Consider the following 16831-nt stretch of genomic DNA (forward strand, 5'->3'; position numbering starts at 1 on the left):
TTTTTGCCCCGTCTCGAATAGAACGAAGTTTAAGACGATAAACGTATATTCCTGCATCTAATTTTTGCCCAAACAAATTTTCACCATTCCACTCAAACAAATCAACTATTGACGGGCTATTTTCTATATTAAAATCAGCAGAAAACACGGTGCCACTAATTGGTGAGATAATATCTAAAGTCACAGCAACGTTTTCACCAGATCTATTATGTTCGAACCTAAAAGTTGTCGAGTTATTAAATGGGTTAGGGTAATTATCTAGATCATAAATCACCACTAAGTTTGGGTCTGCTACAGTAAAATTAATCTCAGCCTCTGAGGAGTTATTAAAGGTGTCCCAGGCTTTCAACGTTATTTTATGAGGTCCTTTTTCTAGTTCCGAAAGAGGGAATTGCAATGTGCCTCTTTGGAAGGAATTGATATCTGCTTTATAGTAATCATTAAGAATGAATTCTTCTGAATCATCTAAGGTTGCCGTAAAGCTATTTCCATTACCGAATGACGAAATATTTATACCGCTTTTATCTGACAGCTTGGCAAAAAGAAAAGTGTTATGACTCACCTGATTTAGATTGCTATTTAGCGAATCGCCCATGAATAGTTTAATCTCAGGACCAATGGTGTCATTGTTAGTAACTTGGTTTTCTGAGCTGCCAATTTTCAAGCTTATATCGGATCCGTTAGCATCATCCTGACCATTATAATCAAATGCATATAGGTTTATTTTACCCATCCCAACTTCATATGAAATACTTTTTGGAACAAAAAAACTAAGGTCAAACTGCCCATTACTAACTGTAGATGTTCCTCTAAATATTGCATTTTCATTAGACATATAGGTGAAGGGAGAATTTTCATTTCCTAAGGTGGTTTTCTTTACCTGCTTATCGTAAATAACAAAGGAAACCTCACCATTAAACTGGCCATCAAGTTGATTGCTGGATGATCTGATTTCGCCAGACATTTTGACTCTACTTAATGCTTTTAAAGTATCTTGTTTTGAAGTGTTGTCATTGATGGCAGTAATAACAATGTTCTTATTTGGGTATGATAATCGAAGCGTAGGGTCTCCAAGCAAAGAAAAGTTTCGGTTGCCCACTTTATTGAAGTCCGTTGCCAGATTTGTACTAGCGTTTTTTGTCAATCTAAATATATCCCCAAGTCTCAGATATTCGCCATTTTCTTTGCTATAAACCACTTCATAAAATGCCTTATTTAATGCAAAGTTAGAGCTTGAACTAACAGGCCTACAAGTACTTACTATTGCAATTCCTCCGCCTTTAGCACTGGTCACAACAAGCTCTCCCCCCGATATCCGTCTAGGATCATCGTGTCTTCCAAATTCGCAAGTGGCAGTAACAAAAAGAGGGAGTCTGTTTATGTTATCCCACTTTTCAATCTGAACTACATCGAGCACTTGCTCCTGCATCCATCCATTTTCACCACCGTGGCCAGTGAAGTTTACTATTAGAGCACCTTTTTCTACAGTATCATCCAACGCTTTACTGGCGGCAGGAGCACTTTCCCCACTTGCTTTGGCAACTTGAGGGAAGTCGTCTAAATAAAATTTATTAGAGTTAAAAGCTGAAAATGTAGTGTCAATAAAGACTGAAAGCTCATCAGCTTGTCTTTGATGCAAATTAAAATCTCCATCATCAGCGACCAGAACAACATCATTTCTCCAATCGCCAATTGTAGCTGTATTCGAACTGTAGTTAATGATTTTGTCCACAACTCCTGTGGCGATGGCTGTAGTAGTAACTGGTAATCTACCTATGCCAATATCCATTGTATGATTACCACCATTCTCTTCGAGCCACGCACCTTCGTCATCTTCCATAAAACCGTAGTAGTCATCAGAAATATATGAATCTAAAGGATGCAGGGAGTTTCTAGATTCGTATACAGGGACATAGTTTGTGTTGTTATTAATTGCATTTTTATAATCATATGACCCTCTGCCAAAAAGCAAAAGATATTTTATGCTGCCATTGTCATAAAGGTATTTGGCATAATTTCTAATGGCTGTCGGGTCTTGCCTTCCACTTGAAAATTCATTGTAAATATGATTAAGCTGGACAACTTTGCTATTGATCCCATCATTCTGCATTCGAAAATTTGCTAATCTCACCGCTTCATTGTAGAAATTGTTATGTGCTACTATGATGAATTCAGTATCAGTATATGCCTTTATATTTTGATTATCCATGGAGGTGATGTTCGATGGCACCAAATTACTTTCTGTTTTATTTAGCACAACAAACTCCTTTAAGCTACTAGTTTCAACTCCAAATTTTATGGTTGAACCTTCAAGCGAATAGTTCTGGTTGGTCGGGGATAGATGATTTGAAATATCCCAAACCAAAATATTATTATTAGCATTTGATATGTTGAATGTGCTATTGACATTAGCCATACTTTCTAACGATCGGAATGAAAATGCACCATTATTATAATTTAATGGCCTGTTAACCTCAATTAGAAGATTATTTAAAAAACCCACTGATTGCCCACTAGCAGCTTTTTTATAGGTCAACCCAACCTTGATATTTCCATCTGCAGCTAACTCTGAACCTGATGTAAAAGCGGCAGTTGACTCTTTACCCTTTATGCTATAGCGATATACTTTTTGATTGAAATCTGGAACTGTTTCAATCGGAGTGTTGCCAAGCACAGTGCCGTTTAGAGTAATATCAAAACTGGAAGGCTGAAACGACTGGGCCATTAAGTTGGCGGTTACTTTTATTGAAGAATTGGTGGCCAGTGTTCCAAAATTAAAATCATAATCAATATTGGTTGTAAGATCAAATCTATCAGAATACCATTCTCTTCCTGAGGCAAGCAGATTGTATTTTTCAATTTCATGGTACTTGAAATCATCATATGAATTGATAGCTGGAAAGTCATTACCTAGGTTTTCCTGACTTTGTATTCTTAAGCCGTTGGCACCTGATGAAGTGATGTAGTAATAATTTTCGTCTGCATAAGGATTATGGCTATAGGTTAATTCCGAGCCATTGTAAGTGTAACTATCACCATCATCTGCATAAAAAAGAATATAGTCACCCGGGTCGAATTTTCCATCTGGCTCGCCTTCTACCCAAATAGCCAATTGCTGCGGGTCATTGAACCTGGTGTCAGCCAAAGATTGAGCGAGAGCCCCACCTGTAAGTCCATAAATCTTGAGCGTACGCGGATCGATATTGTCAACATTTAAACCTGCACTCTTCAAATAATCATATGTGAGTTTATATACTCCACGCTCATCTATTCTCATTTTAAACCATTGTCCACTATCAAATACTGAAGATTGTGACAACAGATTAGCTGCGGAAGATGATAAAATGATTAAAACCAGAAGTAGACGTCTTGGCATGAAGTATTATTTCACTTGTAATAGCTAAGAAACAACATAATAGGATGAAACGTTTCTACAAGCACTTTATTATGACTTTTACGATGAAGTAACCTTAATAACAAAGGATAACAGAATATATCCCAAAATAATAAGTGGTAAGGCTAAAAACTGAAGAAAAACAATGGAAGTTAATGATAATAAGAGGAAAGCGAACCTCACTTCGTTTCCTTTCCATGCATAATTTTTAAACTTCAGAGCAAATAATTCCAGAGGAGCAACCAGTAATAAAGAGAATATTACTGCTACTCCAACCAAAAAGTATAATTGATTAAATGCTGGAAATCGCTCAAAAACAAAAATCAGGGAAGAAAGAAAAAGCGCGTTAGCCGGAGTGGGAAGCCCAATAAACACCGACTGTTGCTTATCATCTACATTAAATTTGGCTAAGCGCAATGCCGAAAACACCGCAATAAGTAGTGCAATATACTTGATGGGTCCAGTTTCATGTTGCTCAATCAATTGGAGAATAAGTATAGCAGGTAGTACCCCAAAAGTGACCATGTCAGCCAAACTGTCTAATTCTTTACCTATTGGGGATGATACTTTTAACAACCGAGCAGCAAAACCATCCAGAAAATCAAAAAGCATGGCAATCCATATTAGATAGACGGCAAATTTAAGATCACCTTGAAAACAATAGATGATACCTAGACAACCGCACACCAAGTTGCTTGAGGTTAAAAGGTTTGGGATGTGTTTTTTTATGCTCAACTGTTAACTCCGCAAAATGGATTATGCATTTTCTCTTCTCCTATTGTAGTACTATCACCATGCCCACAGTAAACCACAGTATCATCATCTAATAAAAACATTTTAGTTTTAATACTGTGAATTAATGTATCAAAGTCTCCTCCAGGAAGGTCTGTACGACCAATACTGCCCTGAAAAAGAACATCTCCTCCTATGCAGATTTTTTCTGCTTTATTGTAAAATGCTATATGTCCAGGAGCATGGCCTGGCACAAACATGATTTCAAGCTCGCTAGTGCCAAACTTTATTTTGTCTGACTCTTTTAAGAATTTATCAGCTGTGGATTCCTGAAAGTGCTGGAAACCATAGCTGGGTGCGTAGGCCTTTACCGCCAATAATGTAGCAGCGTCAAATTTATGAATCTCAAGATCAACACCAAAAGTAGTTTTAGCCCACTGGTTGCCAAAAACATGGTCAATATGGCAATGGGTATTTAGTAATCTCACCACTTTAAGACTGTTTTCATCAATGAAAGCTTTTAAGCTATCTTGCTCAAACTTTTCATAACAGCCAGGGTCAATGATAATACACTCTTTGGTTTCGTCAAAAAGCACATAGGTATTCTCTAAAAATGGATTGAAAACAAAAGACTTAACTTGAATCATTTTTTTAATGGTACGCTTTCCACAATTTTAGGAAAATTAAGTAAGACTATTCTTAAATACCCAATTTGAAAGAGAAGGTTGATTATATTATTGTCGGAGGTGGCATAGCGGGGTGCACATTAGCTTATCACCTAATAGAGGCGAATCAGTCTGTGATTATGTATGACAAGTTAAATACCCAGTCAGCATCTCGAGTGGCAGCAGGCTTGTATAATCCTATTACTGGCCGTAAAATGGTAAAAACCTGGAAGGCTGATCTTTTATTTCCTTATCTCAATGAATTTTATAGAGAAGTTGAACGTAGGACAAACCAGAAGTTTTTGGTTGAAAAGGAAATATATAGGCCATTTCATTCTGTTGAAGAGCAAAACGAATGGATGTCAAGATCTGGTGATGAAAATTTCATTCCTTATATAAACACTATTCATCAGAAATCTCTGAACGAAAATTACTGCGATCAATATGGTGGAATATCATTAGCCAATGCTGGTTATTTAAATGTTGGTTTGTACCTGAGTTCGGTCAGAAATTACTTAAAAGAGAATGGAGTTAATATTGTTGAAGAAAACTTCGAGGTTCAAAAGTTGAAGGCTTATGAACCATTAGTTGAATATAACAATATTGAAGCGAGCAGATTAATATTCTGTGATGGCGCTATGAGTCTTAGCAATAAGTTCTTCTCATGGCTACCGTACAAACTGGTGAAGGGAGAACTTCTGGAGATTGAATCGGACCTATCAGAAAACAATAGGATTATAAATCGGGGGGTTTTTGTAATACCAAAATCTAAAAATCGTTTTAGAGTGGGTGCTACCTATGAGAATTATGATTTGACATTAACCCCAACCGACAAAGGCAAAAGTGAGATTGAGGCTAAACTAAAGGAACTGATAAACGTTGATTATAAGGTTGTAGATCATTTTGTGGGCATCAGGCCAGCAACAAAAGATAGAAAACCATTTGTTGGAATGCATCCAAATTTCAACAAAGTAGGTATCTTTAATGGTCTTGGTGCTAAGGGAGTATCTCAGGCACCTTACTTTGCGAATCAATTTGCACGATTTTTGGTTAATCAATCAGAACTTGACCAAGAGATTGACATTAAGCGTTACTACTCTTTATATGATGGTGAAACTGCTACATTTGATTTAAATGAGGAATAAACTTACTTATATAGTCGCAGGACTTATACTTATATCACTTGCTGCTTCGGCTCAACAGGCGAATGAGAAATTTGGTAGAAACAGGCTACAATTTGAGTCGTTTGACTGGAGCTATCTCAGTTCTGATAATTTTGATGTTTACTATTACAGAGGAAGTGCAAAGATAGCGCGTGAAATAAGTGAATACCTCGAACAGGAATTTGACAGAATTACTGATGTTATAGGTTACCCACCATACTCAAAAACTAAACTTTTCCTTTACAATTCTATTTCTGACATGCAGCAAAGCAATGTTGGTATTGGTGAAGGAACCTTCACTCCTGGTGGAGAAACTCAATTTGTTAAGCCCTATATTGAAGTTGCCAATCCTGGAAGTATTTCTGAGCTTAAAAAGGAACTATTAACCAAAGTATCTGCGCTTATGGTTAATGAAATGATGTTTGGAGGTAGCTTGAAGGACATGTTTCAAAGTGCGGTGCTTTTGAATTTGCCTGAATGGTTTATTGCAGGTGCAGCACTTTATGTGGCAGAAGGGTGGAGCATAGAAATGGATGATTATGCCAGAGAACTTGTAAATACACGAACTGCAAGAAAGTTTAGCAGATTGACAGGTGAAGAAGCCGCATTGGCAGGACAGTCTCTGTGGAATTTCATTGCTCATAAATATGGAAGGAGCAATATTTCAAATGTTCTGAACTACACCAGAATAATAAGAAATGAGGAAAAAAGTTTAGCGATTACACTTGGTGTGTCTTTTGATCAATTGATGCTTGAGTGGCAAAACTTTTATATAGATAATGACCGCCAGGTTAAACAGAATTATGAAAATCCGTTGATTGACCTTTCTATTACTGGTTCCAAGAATAGACGTGATCTTGTTTATCAAAACATCAAAATAAGTCATGATGCCACAAGAGTGGCTTTTACTGTGAATGATAATGGCAGATATCATGTAAAAATTAAGGATCTCAATACACACAAGGAGATCAATGTCATATCTGGAGGATATAAAGTTATCGGTCAGCAAATAGATTATGAAATGCCAATTGTTGATTGGGCTGATGATAATACATTGGGTATTATTTATACTAAATATGGCAAGGTGCATTTTGTCCTTTATGATGTTACCACAGACAGCAAATTACCAAGAGTATTACAGAGACTTGAGCAGGTGAAGAGCATGGAATTTTCTGAAAACGGAAGACTTTGTATAGTAAGTGCTGTAGTTGAAGGAAGAAATGACTTATACCTTCTTAGTACCAGAAGAGATAGAACTAAAAGATTAACCAATGACATATTTGATGATTTGAGCCCATCATTTGTTCCAAATTCAAATACTATAGTATTTGCTTCAAACAGAGTGTCGGATACTTTGGATGTTAAAGAAAGAAATATTGAAGAAGTAGGGAATAACTACAATCTGTTTTTCTTCGATTTAGATACTACAAAAAATGTGCTTCATAGGGTGACTAATACCATCAGCAAGGACACTAAACCTATGGCCCTTAGTACCAACAAAATATTTTATTTGAGTGATCAGAAGGGGATCAGAAATTTATTCAGTTTCGATGTATCAACAGGCATATATTCTCAGGTTACTAATTACTCTACAAGCCTCAAGAACTATGACATTAATTTTTCTAATGGTTCATTAGCTATAGTAACCGCTGATAAAGGAGCTGATTTCATTTATCTCGATCCAAACTTCAATTACAACCAGCAAATATTTACGCCACAAACGCTTAGGCAACAGGTTATTCAGGCCAAGGAGTATAATGCCAGAAAGCAAGCTAAGAAAACTGAAGGTCTGACCATTGAGCAGATTGTAGAGCAAAGACTGGCCAACAGAAAGAAAGAACAGGAATTAGAGAAAGCCAAAGTGGATTCAGTTGAATCGATATCTTCACTTCCGTTGGACTCTGGCCTAATTGACATACAGAATTATTCGTTTGAGGAGCCAACGGTTGAAGTTGACACTATTGAAACTGAAGAAGTACTTGATACCGATAACTATGTTTTTGAAGAAGACTTATTGAGAGAAGATAAGCAGGACTCTTTTTTAGCACAATACAGACAAACCAGAACAGATAAAAAGATAAGTGGCCCATTTCCATATCAGAGCCGTTTCAGTGCAGACCAGTTACTAACTTCTTTTGTTATTGATCCATTACGAGGATTCGGGATATTGCTCGAAGTTGAGATGAATGACATGTTGGAGAATCACAAGTTTACAGGAGGAATTATGGCCAATACTGACTTCAAGAGTGGTGATATTTGGACTCAATATCAATACCTCAAAAACTTCTTAGATTATAATATTCGCTTTGACAGAAATGTGATCTATTGGGAAAATGATGTTGACCTTCAGGAGTACACAAAAAACACTTTAGAGGTAGGAGCTTCTTTACCAATAAATACTAAAACAAGGTTCAGTATTAAGCCTTTTGTAACCATCACACAGTTTGAAAATCTTCTTCCTCAGGGCTCAGGCAATCCACCTAGATTTTTGGCTTCAGAAAGTGATCAATATTTAGGAGCTACTGCTGAATTTGTATTTGACAACTCCATAATCAACGGAATGAATTTGATAGAAGGCAGTAGGGCAAAGATTTCCTTAAGGCATTATGAGGGGGTGTCTGATAAGGAAAAGAGTTTTAGCAATTTCAAGGTGGACATAAGACATTATCAAAAGATTCATAGAGAGATTGTTTTTGCAGTAAAAGGCTTCTATGGCTCATTCTTTGGCAATAGCCCTAAACAATATCTACTAGGTGGAATGGACAACTGGATATTACGTCAAGTAAATACAGATGGAGATAGAAATCCGCTGCAAGACAATCGTGAGCGAACTAATTCAGACCTGTTGTTTGTAGAATATGCGACTAATCTGAGAGGTTTTGACTATGCAGAATTATTCGGCAACAATGTATTGCTGCTCAATACGGAGCTAAGAATTCCTTTGATTAGGTACCTGAACGGTGGTGGACCGATTACCTCAAATTTCTTCAGAAACTTCCAGATGACTGGTTTCTTTGATATCGGTTCTGCCTGGTCAGGAAAATCACCTTTCAATGAGGAGAATCGCATTAGTAACGAAACTATTCGAGAAGGTGCTTTTACAATTGACCTGAAAAATTATCGAAATCCATGGTTGTACAGCTATGGCTTTGGGTTTAGAACAATGCTTCTTGGCTATTATGCCAAATTGGATATTGCTTGGCCGGTTGAAGACTATACTGTTCAGGATACTCGCTACCAGGTAACATTAGGATACGATTTTTAACTCCAGTATTTTAGCGGCTTAATTTTTTATAGTTTTTGTTATGCTAAAGTCAATGACTGGGTATGGCGCTGCCAAGCAATCTGATGGCAATGTCTCTATTAATATCGAAGTAAAGACCCTCAATTCTAAATTTCTTGATTTGAACCTTCGTTTTCCAAAGAGTTTATCGATGAATGAGCTGGAAATGCGAAATGTTGTTTCTGATGTACTTCAAAGGGGTAAAATTTCCTTGTCTATCGATGTGCAAAATGAAGCTGAGACTGAGCTCAAGCAAAAATACAATGAGGCGCTTTTTCTGAAGTATTATCAGTCATTGAAGGAGCTTGCCGATAAGGTAGGTGCCTCAAATGATGAATTGTTCAAGTTAGCACTTGGTTCGCCCGATGTTATTGTCAATTCTGGGTCCGGCAGTGAGGAAGAAAATGAAGGCGACTGGAATAAGATTCTCGAATTGATGAAGCAAGCACTTGAACAGTGCGACCAGTTCAGAATTAAGGAGGGAGCAGTATTAGAAAGCAAGTTTAGAGGATATATTAAAAGTATTGCTACTAGCCTCAAAGAAGTTGAAACGCTTGACCCCCAAAGAGTCGCTAAAGTGAGAAACAGGATTTATGGCAATCTAAAAGCTTTTGTAGAAGAGGAAAGCCTTGATCAAAATCGTCTTGAGCAAGAGATGATCTACTACATCGAGAAGTTTGATATTACTGAGGAGAAAGTCCGCTTAAAAAATCATCTGGATCATTTTGAAGAGATAATTAACGAAAGCGACAGCCTTGGAAAAAAACTTGGTTTTATTTCTCAGGAGATTGGTAGAGAGATTAACACAATTGGATCAAAGGCTAATGACTCTGAAGTTCAAAAGCATGTAGTGTCAATGAAGGAAGAGTTGGAAAAAATAAAAGAGCAGCTTCTAAATGTGCTTTAATTTATAACACCTTAAGTGTTTCCTCAAGCCCCATACTTCTTGATCCCTTAATTAGTATCAAGGCATTTTCAAGATCAATGTTTTTCAGAATTTCCAGTAGCGCTTCACGAGATACAGCATGCTTTGCATTTGGGTATTTGCCAGCTGCTGCTCTCATTTCCACACCACATAAAAAGACATTGTCAAATTTATATTGAGATAGAAGAGTGCCTAGAGATTCATGCTCTTTAATGCTATCCTCTCCTAACTCTTTCATATCTCCAAGGATCACTACTTTATTAATATTATCCATTTTAGATAGGTTTTCTAAAGCGGAAACCATAGATGTTGGATTGGCATTGTAGGCATCTAAAATGATAGTATTAGACCCTTGCTTAAGCACCTGAGACCTATTGTTTTCTGGGTTGTAATCTGCAACAGCTTTATTTGCAAGGTCTGCAGGTACTTCAAAATATTTGGAGGCACAAAGTGCGACTGCAATATTTTCGAAGTTGTACTTTCCAATCAAATGAGTATTTACCGTGGCACCATCTTCAGTTTTAAAAATGATATTTGGATTTGCTTCAATAAATTCAGCCTGATAGTAATCACCTTCATTTGGATAGAAAAGTGGATTTTTAAATCGTTTTGCCATATTGGATAAAATCTCATTTTTAGAATTTATCCAAACCACACCATCATGCTGAATCAAATGATGATAAAGTTCACTCTTACCTCTAATCACGCCTTCAATACCTCCAAAGCCCTCGAGGTGTGCTTTCCCTATATTAGTTATTAGTCCATGTGTTGGATTTGCTATGCCGCAAAGCATGGCTATTTCACCCACATGGTTAGCGCCCATTTCAATAATAGCCAGCTCGTGTTCTGGTCGTATCGATAATATGGTTAACGGCACTCCAATATGATTATTCAAATTGCCTTTTGTGGCAAGTACATTATACTTCGGAGATAGTGCCACAGTAAGAAGTTCTTTCGTTGTGGTTTTACCATTAGAACCTGTTAATCCGATTACTGGTATTTTTAGTTCAGAACGGTGTCTTTTAGCAAGATTCTGAAGTGCCAGAAGCGCATCTGCAACTAATAGGTATTTGTAATTGAGGGCGTGTTCTGACTCATCAACGACACACAAGCTAGCTCCTTTTTCCAAAGCTTCTTTCGCAAAACTGTTTGCATTGAAATTGGGACCCTTAAGCGCAAAGAAGATACAACCTTCAGTGATCTTTCGAGTGTCAGTGCAAATGACTGGATACTTTAAATAATGTTGGTAGAGTTTATCAATCATTGGAATGCAAGTATGCATAAAGTTATGTTTAATTTTTAATTTAGAAGTTGTAAACTTCAATCAGGACCAATTCGTTACGCTTATATCAATTTCGAAATATGAGAATACTTTTGAGTGTCCTGCTATTCTTTTTAGCACAATCTGTATTAAGTCAAACTTATGTTATTGATCAGTCGATTCCTGTTAAAGAAGGAGATCGATATCTGTCCAATGCATGGAGCGGAGGGTTAAATTCTGGCCAATATAGCACCATTGATATCAACTTTGATGGGGTAGATGACTTAGTAGTTTTTGATAGAACATCATCAAAAATCAACGTGTTCATCAACGAGGAAAATGAATACAAATATCATCCCGAATATGCCTCCCATTTCCCTACTGGAATAAGTAACTGGATGCTTCTAAGAGATTATGACTGTGATGGACGCAAAGACATTTTTACAAGCGATCCTTTAGGGATTAGAGTGTATGTAAATAAGAGTGATGGCGAAAATGTGAAGTGGAGGCTTTTTAATTCCAGGGCACCACAACCTTCACCCTTACTAACCAAAGGATTTTCTGCATCCCCTATTAACATTCAAATGAACAGCTCTGACATTCCGTCTATTGATGATGTTGATGATGATGGAGACTTGGACATTTTACTCTTCAGGTTTTCTTCAGTTTCAACAGTGGAGTTTCACAAAAATCTGAGCATGGAACGTACTGCCAGCTGTGACTCTATGCAGTTTGAGCGCATTACACAGAGTTGGGGTGATTTTCAGGAGTGTGGCTGCAGAAGCTTTGCTTTTAATGGAGAAGATTGTCCAAATGGAGGAAGGACTGAGCATCAATCGGGTAAGTCTTTACTAACACTAGATCTTGACGGGGATGGTGATCATGATGCATTGTTTGGTGAGGAGGATTGTGGTTTTATTAATCAACTCCCCAATGATGGAACAAAAGAGTTGGCTGATATAAATAAGGCCTCCATTAATTTCCCAAATGTTGAAGAGCCTATTGCCTTTAATATTTTTCCTGCTACTTATTTTGAGGATGTAGATTTTGACGGAGTGAAGGATCTGATAGCAGCTCCTAACGTGCCTACCAATGTTGGCTATGGGGTTGATTTCAAGCGGTCGAGTTGGTTTTATAAGAATAATGGAACCAATGAAAACCCCTCTTTCTCCCGGGTTCAATTAGATTTTCTTCAGGATGGGATGCTAGAATTTGGGGAGAATGCTGTGCCAGCATTTCATGATTATGATGGTGATGGAGACCTAGATATGTTTGTTGGAAGCACTCTGGATAATACAGGTCGCTTCTCATCAGCCATTAGATATTATAAAAACATTGGTACTTCAAGCCTTCCTGAATTTTCATTAGAAGAAGAGGATTTTTTAGGGTTTTCTAACATTGGCGCTATTGGCTATAAACCTAAATTTATGGACATCAACAAAGATGGTCTTATGGATATGGTTTTTAGCGCTACGCAGACCTCTACATTTTCTACTAGCATATTTTATTTGTTGGGCAGAAATACTTCAACAAAGTTTGATTCTCAAATCACGCAGTTTTTTGGCCCTTTAGGAACTGATGAGAATTTCGAAATTTATGATGTGGACAGCGATGGAGAATTTGATATTTTGGTGGGCCGTTCTACTGGTAGGGTTGAGTACTATCGTAATCTTGGAAATTTTGAAACACCAAACTTTGTGCAGGAAGATCAATCATTTTACGATCTTGATTTTAGTCCGTTTAGACAAAATCCATCAATTGAAATCACGGATTTTGATGTTGATGGAAATGCAGACATGCTAATAGGAGATGCCAGAGGGAATCTCACATTATATAATGACTTTCTGTCGACTATTGAGAATCCTGTTGAAGGGCTAACTGAATTAGTAATTGTTAACGATAGTCTAAGCAGTTTTAATTTCGGAAGTAAAATAGCACCAGTGGCCGTCAACCTTTTTAATGAAAATAAACCAGCAATAGCTATTGGAACAGGACAGGGTGGTATTTCAATATTGAGAAATCAGACGGCTTCTTCAAACCCTGGTAATGGAAATGTAGGTCTGTATCCTAATCCAATTAGACCCGATCAGCTATTGACTGTCAGATCAAAAAAATCCTTCCTTGCTAATGTTGTAACTACTTCAGGTCAGGTTGTGATGAAGAACATTGAATTGGCGGCTAATGAAGATGTTATTGTTAACATATCAGCTTTAAAAGAAGGACTTTATATCCTATCTCCTGTAGACGGGAGCAAGTCAGATGCTATCCGTTTTGTAGTCTATAAATGAATTTGATTCTTCATATCAAGGTTTGTAAAGACGCATTCAATTTTAGTGAATCAATTAACATTGAAGGTTGCCAGTATATTGATATAGATAATTTTTCAGATGCCGCAATGGTAGAAACTATCAATAAAGCTATTGACTTGTCAGATAGGATTTTTGCTTTTATTCAGATTGATGGTTCACATGACCTAGGGTTATTAATGAAGGTGATTCAAAAAATAATGAAGCATAAAGGAGATTCTCTTTTACTACATTCAGGGAATCATGAAAAACTGGATAAGATGCTAGTACTTATGGGGAGTGAAAAAATCAAAACAGAGGATTTTTTGTTAAGGTGTAATGAACATTTTAACTCAACTCACTAAATATACTTTATCAGCAGCTATAATAATATCTTGTTCTAACAAGAAGGATCAATTTCTATTTTCATCCAGTAGAAATGGCAACGGAGATATTTTTATAATGAATTACGATGGGTCTAATATGCAGCAACTCACATCTTCGGATTTAGAAGAATGGGCTCCGGTATGGATTACAAAAGAGAAGATTAGCTTTTTAAGACAGGATGGAGATAAGATCACTAGGCACAAGCTTAACATTCAGTCAAAAAAGGAAGAGGAAATACCTCAACCAACCAATTGCATATTGGATGATAAAAATTCACTGTTTGCTGATCAGGGTAAAAGAGCCCTTTATCTATGCGGAAAGGACATTTTTCTATGGGATGCTATAACTGATTCAGAGGTTAATTTAACAGAAGAATTATCTGGCGTTTCAAATTACCCTGCATGGTCACATGACTTTAAGAGTATGCTGTTTACAAATAACTCGTCAGGTAGTAATGATATTTATAAGATGGACATTGTCTCAAAGAATGCGATTAAGCTTATTGATTTTGACTCAAATGACGAGAGAGGTTCATTGTCCAGTGATGGATCGAAATTGGTCTTTAGCTCAGATCGAGATCATAAAGGAAATCAAGACATTTATATATTGGATGTTGAGACTCAAGAGTTAACCAATATTGCTAATAGTGATGGTCAAGAGTTGATTGCCAGATGGTCAAGAGACGATAAATATATTTTCTTTGGAAGTAATAAGGATGGTAATTGGGAGATATATTCATTTCAACTAGAGGGAGAGAAAATTAGCAGATTGACAAATAATCCAGAATTTGATGGTGATCCTAGAGTATTGCTTCACTAAGATTTAATATCAAACTCATCAGCATCAAGATGAGCCGGAAACTTCTCTCTGAATTGATCTAAATCTTGTTTTGAAAGGATGACAGTAGAGATACTTTCATTATCCTCTGAAAAGTATAAAGTCTCCCCTTTAGGGCCATATACAGCAGAGTGACCATTGTAGTCAATATCATTTTCATCTTTACCGACTCTGTTTAAGCCAAGACAATAACTGACATTTTCAACGGCTCTAGACTTTAATAAAATGTCCCAGGCATTAACCCTTACTGCAGGCCAATTGGCAACAAAGAGAAGTAAGTCATAATCCAGTTCATTGTTTTTAGATGTATTTCTACTCCAAACAGGAAATCTTAGGTCGTAACAAACAAGCGGGCAAATTTTCCAGCCTTTCAATTCTTTAACAATTCGTTTTTCTCCTCCAGAGAAATGCTCATGTTCATTAGCCATTCTGAAGAGATGCCTTTTATCATAGCAGTCATAGCCGCCATCTGGCTGCATCCAGATAAGCCGGTTATAATAGTTATTGCCTTCTTTTATAACAACACTGCCAGTGATCACGGCTCCTGTTTGAGCCGCCATCTGCTTCATCCATTTAAATGTTGTGAAGTTCATTGGCTCAGCTACTTGTTCTGCATTCATTGTAAATCCTGTATTGAACATTTCAGGAAGAACAATTAAGTCTGTTTTGCCCTCTATTAGCCATATCTTTTCCTCAAACATCGCAAGGTTAGCACCAGCATTCTGCCAGTGAATTTCAGATTGTATAAGTGTTACTTTTAAATCTTGCATAATATTTCAGCGGCTCGTTCTAAGGTCTCTTCATTTTTAGCAAAGCAGAATCTTAAAAGCTTATTGTCTTCCTTATTTTGATAAAATACGGAAATAGGGATTGAGGCCAACTTATTTTCTTTGGTCAGTTTGGTGGCCATACTCATATCATCCAAATCAGAGATGTTTTTGTATGACAATAATTGGAAATAGGTGCCAAAGCTAGGAATGATCTCAAATTTGGAAGCTGCCAGACGTTCAACAAAGAACTTCCTTTTATTATTATACATTTCGGCAATATGCAAATAGTGATCGGGCTCCTTCAGATAGTCGGCAAGGGCATATTGCATAGGCGTATTTACGCTAAACACCAGGTACTGGTGTACCTTTCTTATTTCATTGGTTATTTCTTCAGGCGCTATTAAATAACCAATCTTCCATCCCGTGGCATGAAATGTTTTTCCGAAAGAGGAAACGGCTATACTTCTCTTTCTTAAAGCATCATATTTTAAAATACTCTGGTGTTGCTGACCAAATATGATGTGTTCATAAACCTCATCACTTAAAATCAAAAGGTCATGCTTGACAGCAATTTCTTCGAGAGTTTTGAAATCATTTTCTGATAACACTGCACCACTCGGGTTATGTGGCGAGTTGATAATGATGAGTTTAGTTTCAGCACTAATTTTAGTTTTTACCGCTTCCCAGTCAATTGAAAAATCTGGTTGCTTAAGAGAAATGTGAATTGGAATGCCTCCATTTAATCGGATGGCAGGGGCGTAACAGTCATAAGCTGGGTCGAATAGTATTACCTCATCTCCGTTGCCAATAAGGGCAGTTATTGTAGCATAAATAGCTTCAGTGGCGCCTGCTGTAATTGTTATATCTTTATAAGGATCAACTTTAGACTGATAGCAATTATCTATCATCTCAGCTATTTGCTCTCTAAGTGCAGGCAGGCCTGGCATTGGAGCATACTGGTTATAACCCTGCTTCATGTGGCGGTTAACCAGCTCTATAAGCTTTGGAGAAATGCGAAAATCTGGAAAACCCTGAGATAAATTTAGTGCATTATGCTCAGCTGCCATCTGTGACATGACAGTGAATATTGTTGTTCCTACATTGGGTAGTTTTGATTTAAAGGCCATTC

12 protein-coding genes are annotated in these 16831 nt (G+C 37.0%); 6 read left to right on the forward strand and 6 right to left on the reverse strand.

Annotated elements, in window-relative coordinates:
* From porU to E1140_RS19700, 3 genes are all read right to left on the reverse strand, one after another.
* A partial coding sequence (gene porU, locus E1140_RS19690) for a type IX secretion system sortase PorU (protein WP_155188232.1) occupies window positions 1–3376 on the reverse strand: 3376 nt, incomplete at its 3' end.
* A 78-nt stretch (window positions 3377–3454) separates the two neighbouring features.
* Window positions 3455–4129: a CDP-diacylglycerol--serine O-phosphatidyltransferase gene (pssA, locus tag E1140_RS19695; RefSeq protein WP_155188234.1), complete on the reverse strand. Its 675-nt coding sequence runs from the start codon at window positions 4127–4129 to the stop codon at window positions 3455–3457.
* Window positions 4126–4773, reverse strand: coding sequence for an MBL fold metallo-hydrolase (locus tag E1140_RS19700; RefSeq protein ID WP_155188236.1), 648 nt, complete (start codon window positions 4771–4773; stop codon window positions 4126–4128). Before E1140_RS19700 ends, pssA begins: the two co-directional genes overlap by 4 nt.
* 65 nt (window positions 4774–4838) lie before the next feature.
* On the opposite strand from E1140_RS19700, the gene E1140_RS19705 reads away from it, so the two are divergent.
* From E1140_RS19705 to E1140_RS19715, 3 genes are read left to right on the forward strand one after another with little or no spacing between them, the layout of a single operon-like run.
* The gene (locus tag E1140_RS19705; RefSeq protein ID WP_155188238.1) at window positions 4839–5936 is read left to right on the forward strand and encodes an NAD(P)/FAD-dependent oxidoreductase; all 1098 of its coding nucleotides are present in this window, start codon (window positions 4839–4841) and stop codon (window positions 5934–5936) included.
* On the forward strand, window positions 5926–9219 hold the full coding sequence (locus E1140_RS19710; protein WP_155188240.1) for a TolB-like translocation protein: 3294 nt from the start codon (window positions 5926–5928) through the stop codon (window positions 9217–9219). The genes E1140_RS19705 and E1140_RS19710 overlap by 11 nt, the downstream gene beginning before the upstream one ends.
* A gap of 40 nt (window positions 9220–9259) precedes the next feature.
* Entirely contained in the window at window positions 9260–10144 is an 885-nt protein-coding gene (locus E1140_RS19715) for a YicC/YloC family endoribonuclease (RefSeq protein WP_155188242.1), read from the forward strand.
* Between the two features lies 1 nt (window position 10145).
* On the opposite strand, the gene E1140_RS19720 is transcribed toward E1140_RS19715, so the two are convergent.
* Window positions 10146–11444, reverse strand: coding sequence for a UDP-N-acetylmuramoyl-tripeptide--D-alanyl-D-alanine ligase (locus tag E1140_RS19720; protein ID WP_246203065.1), 1299 nt, complete (start codon window positions 11442–11444; stop codon window positions 10146–10148).
* Window positions 11445–11524: 80 nt separating this feature from the next.
* Between E1140_RS19720 and E1140_RS19725 the strand changes: the two genes are divergently transcribed.
* Genes E1140_RS19725 through E1140_RS19735 form a run of 3 tightly spaced genes read left to right on the forward strand, consistent with a single transcriptional unit; the run spans window position 11525 to window position 14914 of the window.
* Window positions 11525–13711: a T9SS type A sorting domain-containing protein gene (locus E1140_RS19725; RefSeq protein WP_155188244.1), complete on the forward strand. Its 2187-nt coding sequence runs from the start codon at window positions 11525–11527 to the stop codon at window positions 13709–13711.
* Window positions 13708–14073 carry a hypothetical protein gene (locus E1140_RS19730; RefSeq protein ID WP_155188246.1) on the forward strand — a complete coding sequence of 122 codons (366 nt, stop codon included), beginning with the start codon at window positions 13708–13710 and terminating at the stop codon, window positions 14071–14073. The genes E1140_RS19725 and E1140_RS19730 overlap by 4 nt, the downstream gene beginning before the upstream one ends.
* On the forward strand, window positions 14048–14914 hold the full coding sequence (locus E1140_RS19735) for a TolB family protein (RefSeq protein WP_155188248.1): 867 nt from the start codon (window positions 14048–14050) through the stop codon (window positions 14912–14914). The genes E1140_RS19730 and E1140_RS19735 overlap by 26 nt, the downstream gene beginning before the upstream one ends.
* Here the strand turns inward: E1140_RS19735 and E1140_RS19740 are convergent.
* Both E1140_RS19740 and E1140_RS19745 read right to left on the reverse strand, forming a co-directional pair.
* The gene (locus tag E1140_RS19740) at window positions 14911–15702 is read right to left on the reverse strand and encodes an amidohydrolase (RefSeq protein ID WP_155188250.1); all 792 of its coding nucleotides are present in this window, start codon (window positions 15700–15702) and stop codon (window positions 14911–14913) included. The genes E1140_RS19735 and E1140_RS19740 overlap by 4 nt on opposite strands.
* Window positions 15690–16829 (reverse strand): methionine aminotransferase, encoded by a 1140-nt coding sequence (locus tag E1140_RS19745; protein ID WP_155188252.1) that lies wholly within the window; start codon window positions 16827–16829, stop codon window positions 15690–15692. The genes E1140_RS19740 and E1140_RS19745 overlap by 13 nt, the downstream gene beginning before the upstream one ends.
* Window positions 16830–16831: the final 2 nt, after the last annotated feature.

This window comes from Fulvivirga lutimaris (assembly GCF_009711525.1).
Taxonomy (GTDB): domain Bacteria; phylum Bacteroidota; class Bacteroidia; order Cytophagales; family Cyclobacteriaceae; genus Fulvivirga; species Fulvivirga lutimaris.

Bases quoted from the DNA above. Each gene is read 5' to 3' on its own strand.
- E1140_RS19700 (WP_155188236.1), bottom strand. From the start codon at position 4,773: ATGATTCAAGTTAAGTCTTTTGTTTTCAATCCATTTTTAGAGAATACC.
- E1140_RS19710 (WP_155188240.1), top strand. From the start codon at position 5,926: ATGAGGAATAAACTTACTTATATAGTCGCAGGACTTATACTTATATCA.
- E1140_RS19715 (WP_155188242.1), top strand. From the start codon at position 9,260: ATGCTAAAGTCAATGACTGGGTATGGCGCTGCCAAGCAATCTGATGGC.
- E1140_RS19720 (WP_246203065.1), bottom strand. From the start codon at position 11,444: ATGCATACTTGCATTCCAATGATTGATAAACTCTACCAACATTATTTA.
- E1140_RS19725 (WP_155188244.1), top strand. From the start codon at position 11,525: ATGAGAATACTTTTGAGTGTCCTGCTATTCTTTTTAGCACAATCTGTA.
- E1140_RS19730 (WP_155188246.1), top strand. From the start codon at position 13,708: ATGAATTTGATTCTTCATATCAAGGTTTGTAAAGACGCATTCAATTTT.
- E1140_RS19735 (WP_155188248.1), top strand. From the start codon at position 14,048: ATGAACATTTTAACTCAACTCACTAAATATACTTTATCAGCAGCTATA.
- E1140_RS19740 (WP_155188250.1), bottom strand. From the start codon at position 15,702: ATGCAAGATTTAAAAGTAACACTTATACAATCTGAAATTCACTGGCAG.
- E1140_RS19745 (WP_155188252.1), bottom strand. From the start codon at position 16,829: ATGGCCTTTAAATCAAAACTACCCAATGTAGGAACAACAATATTCACT.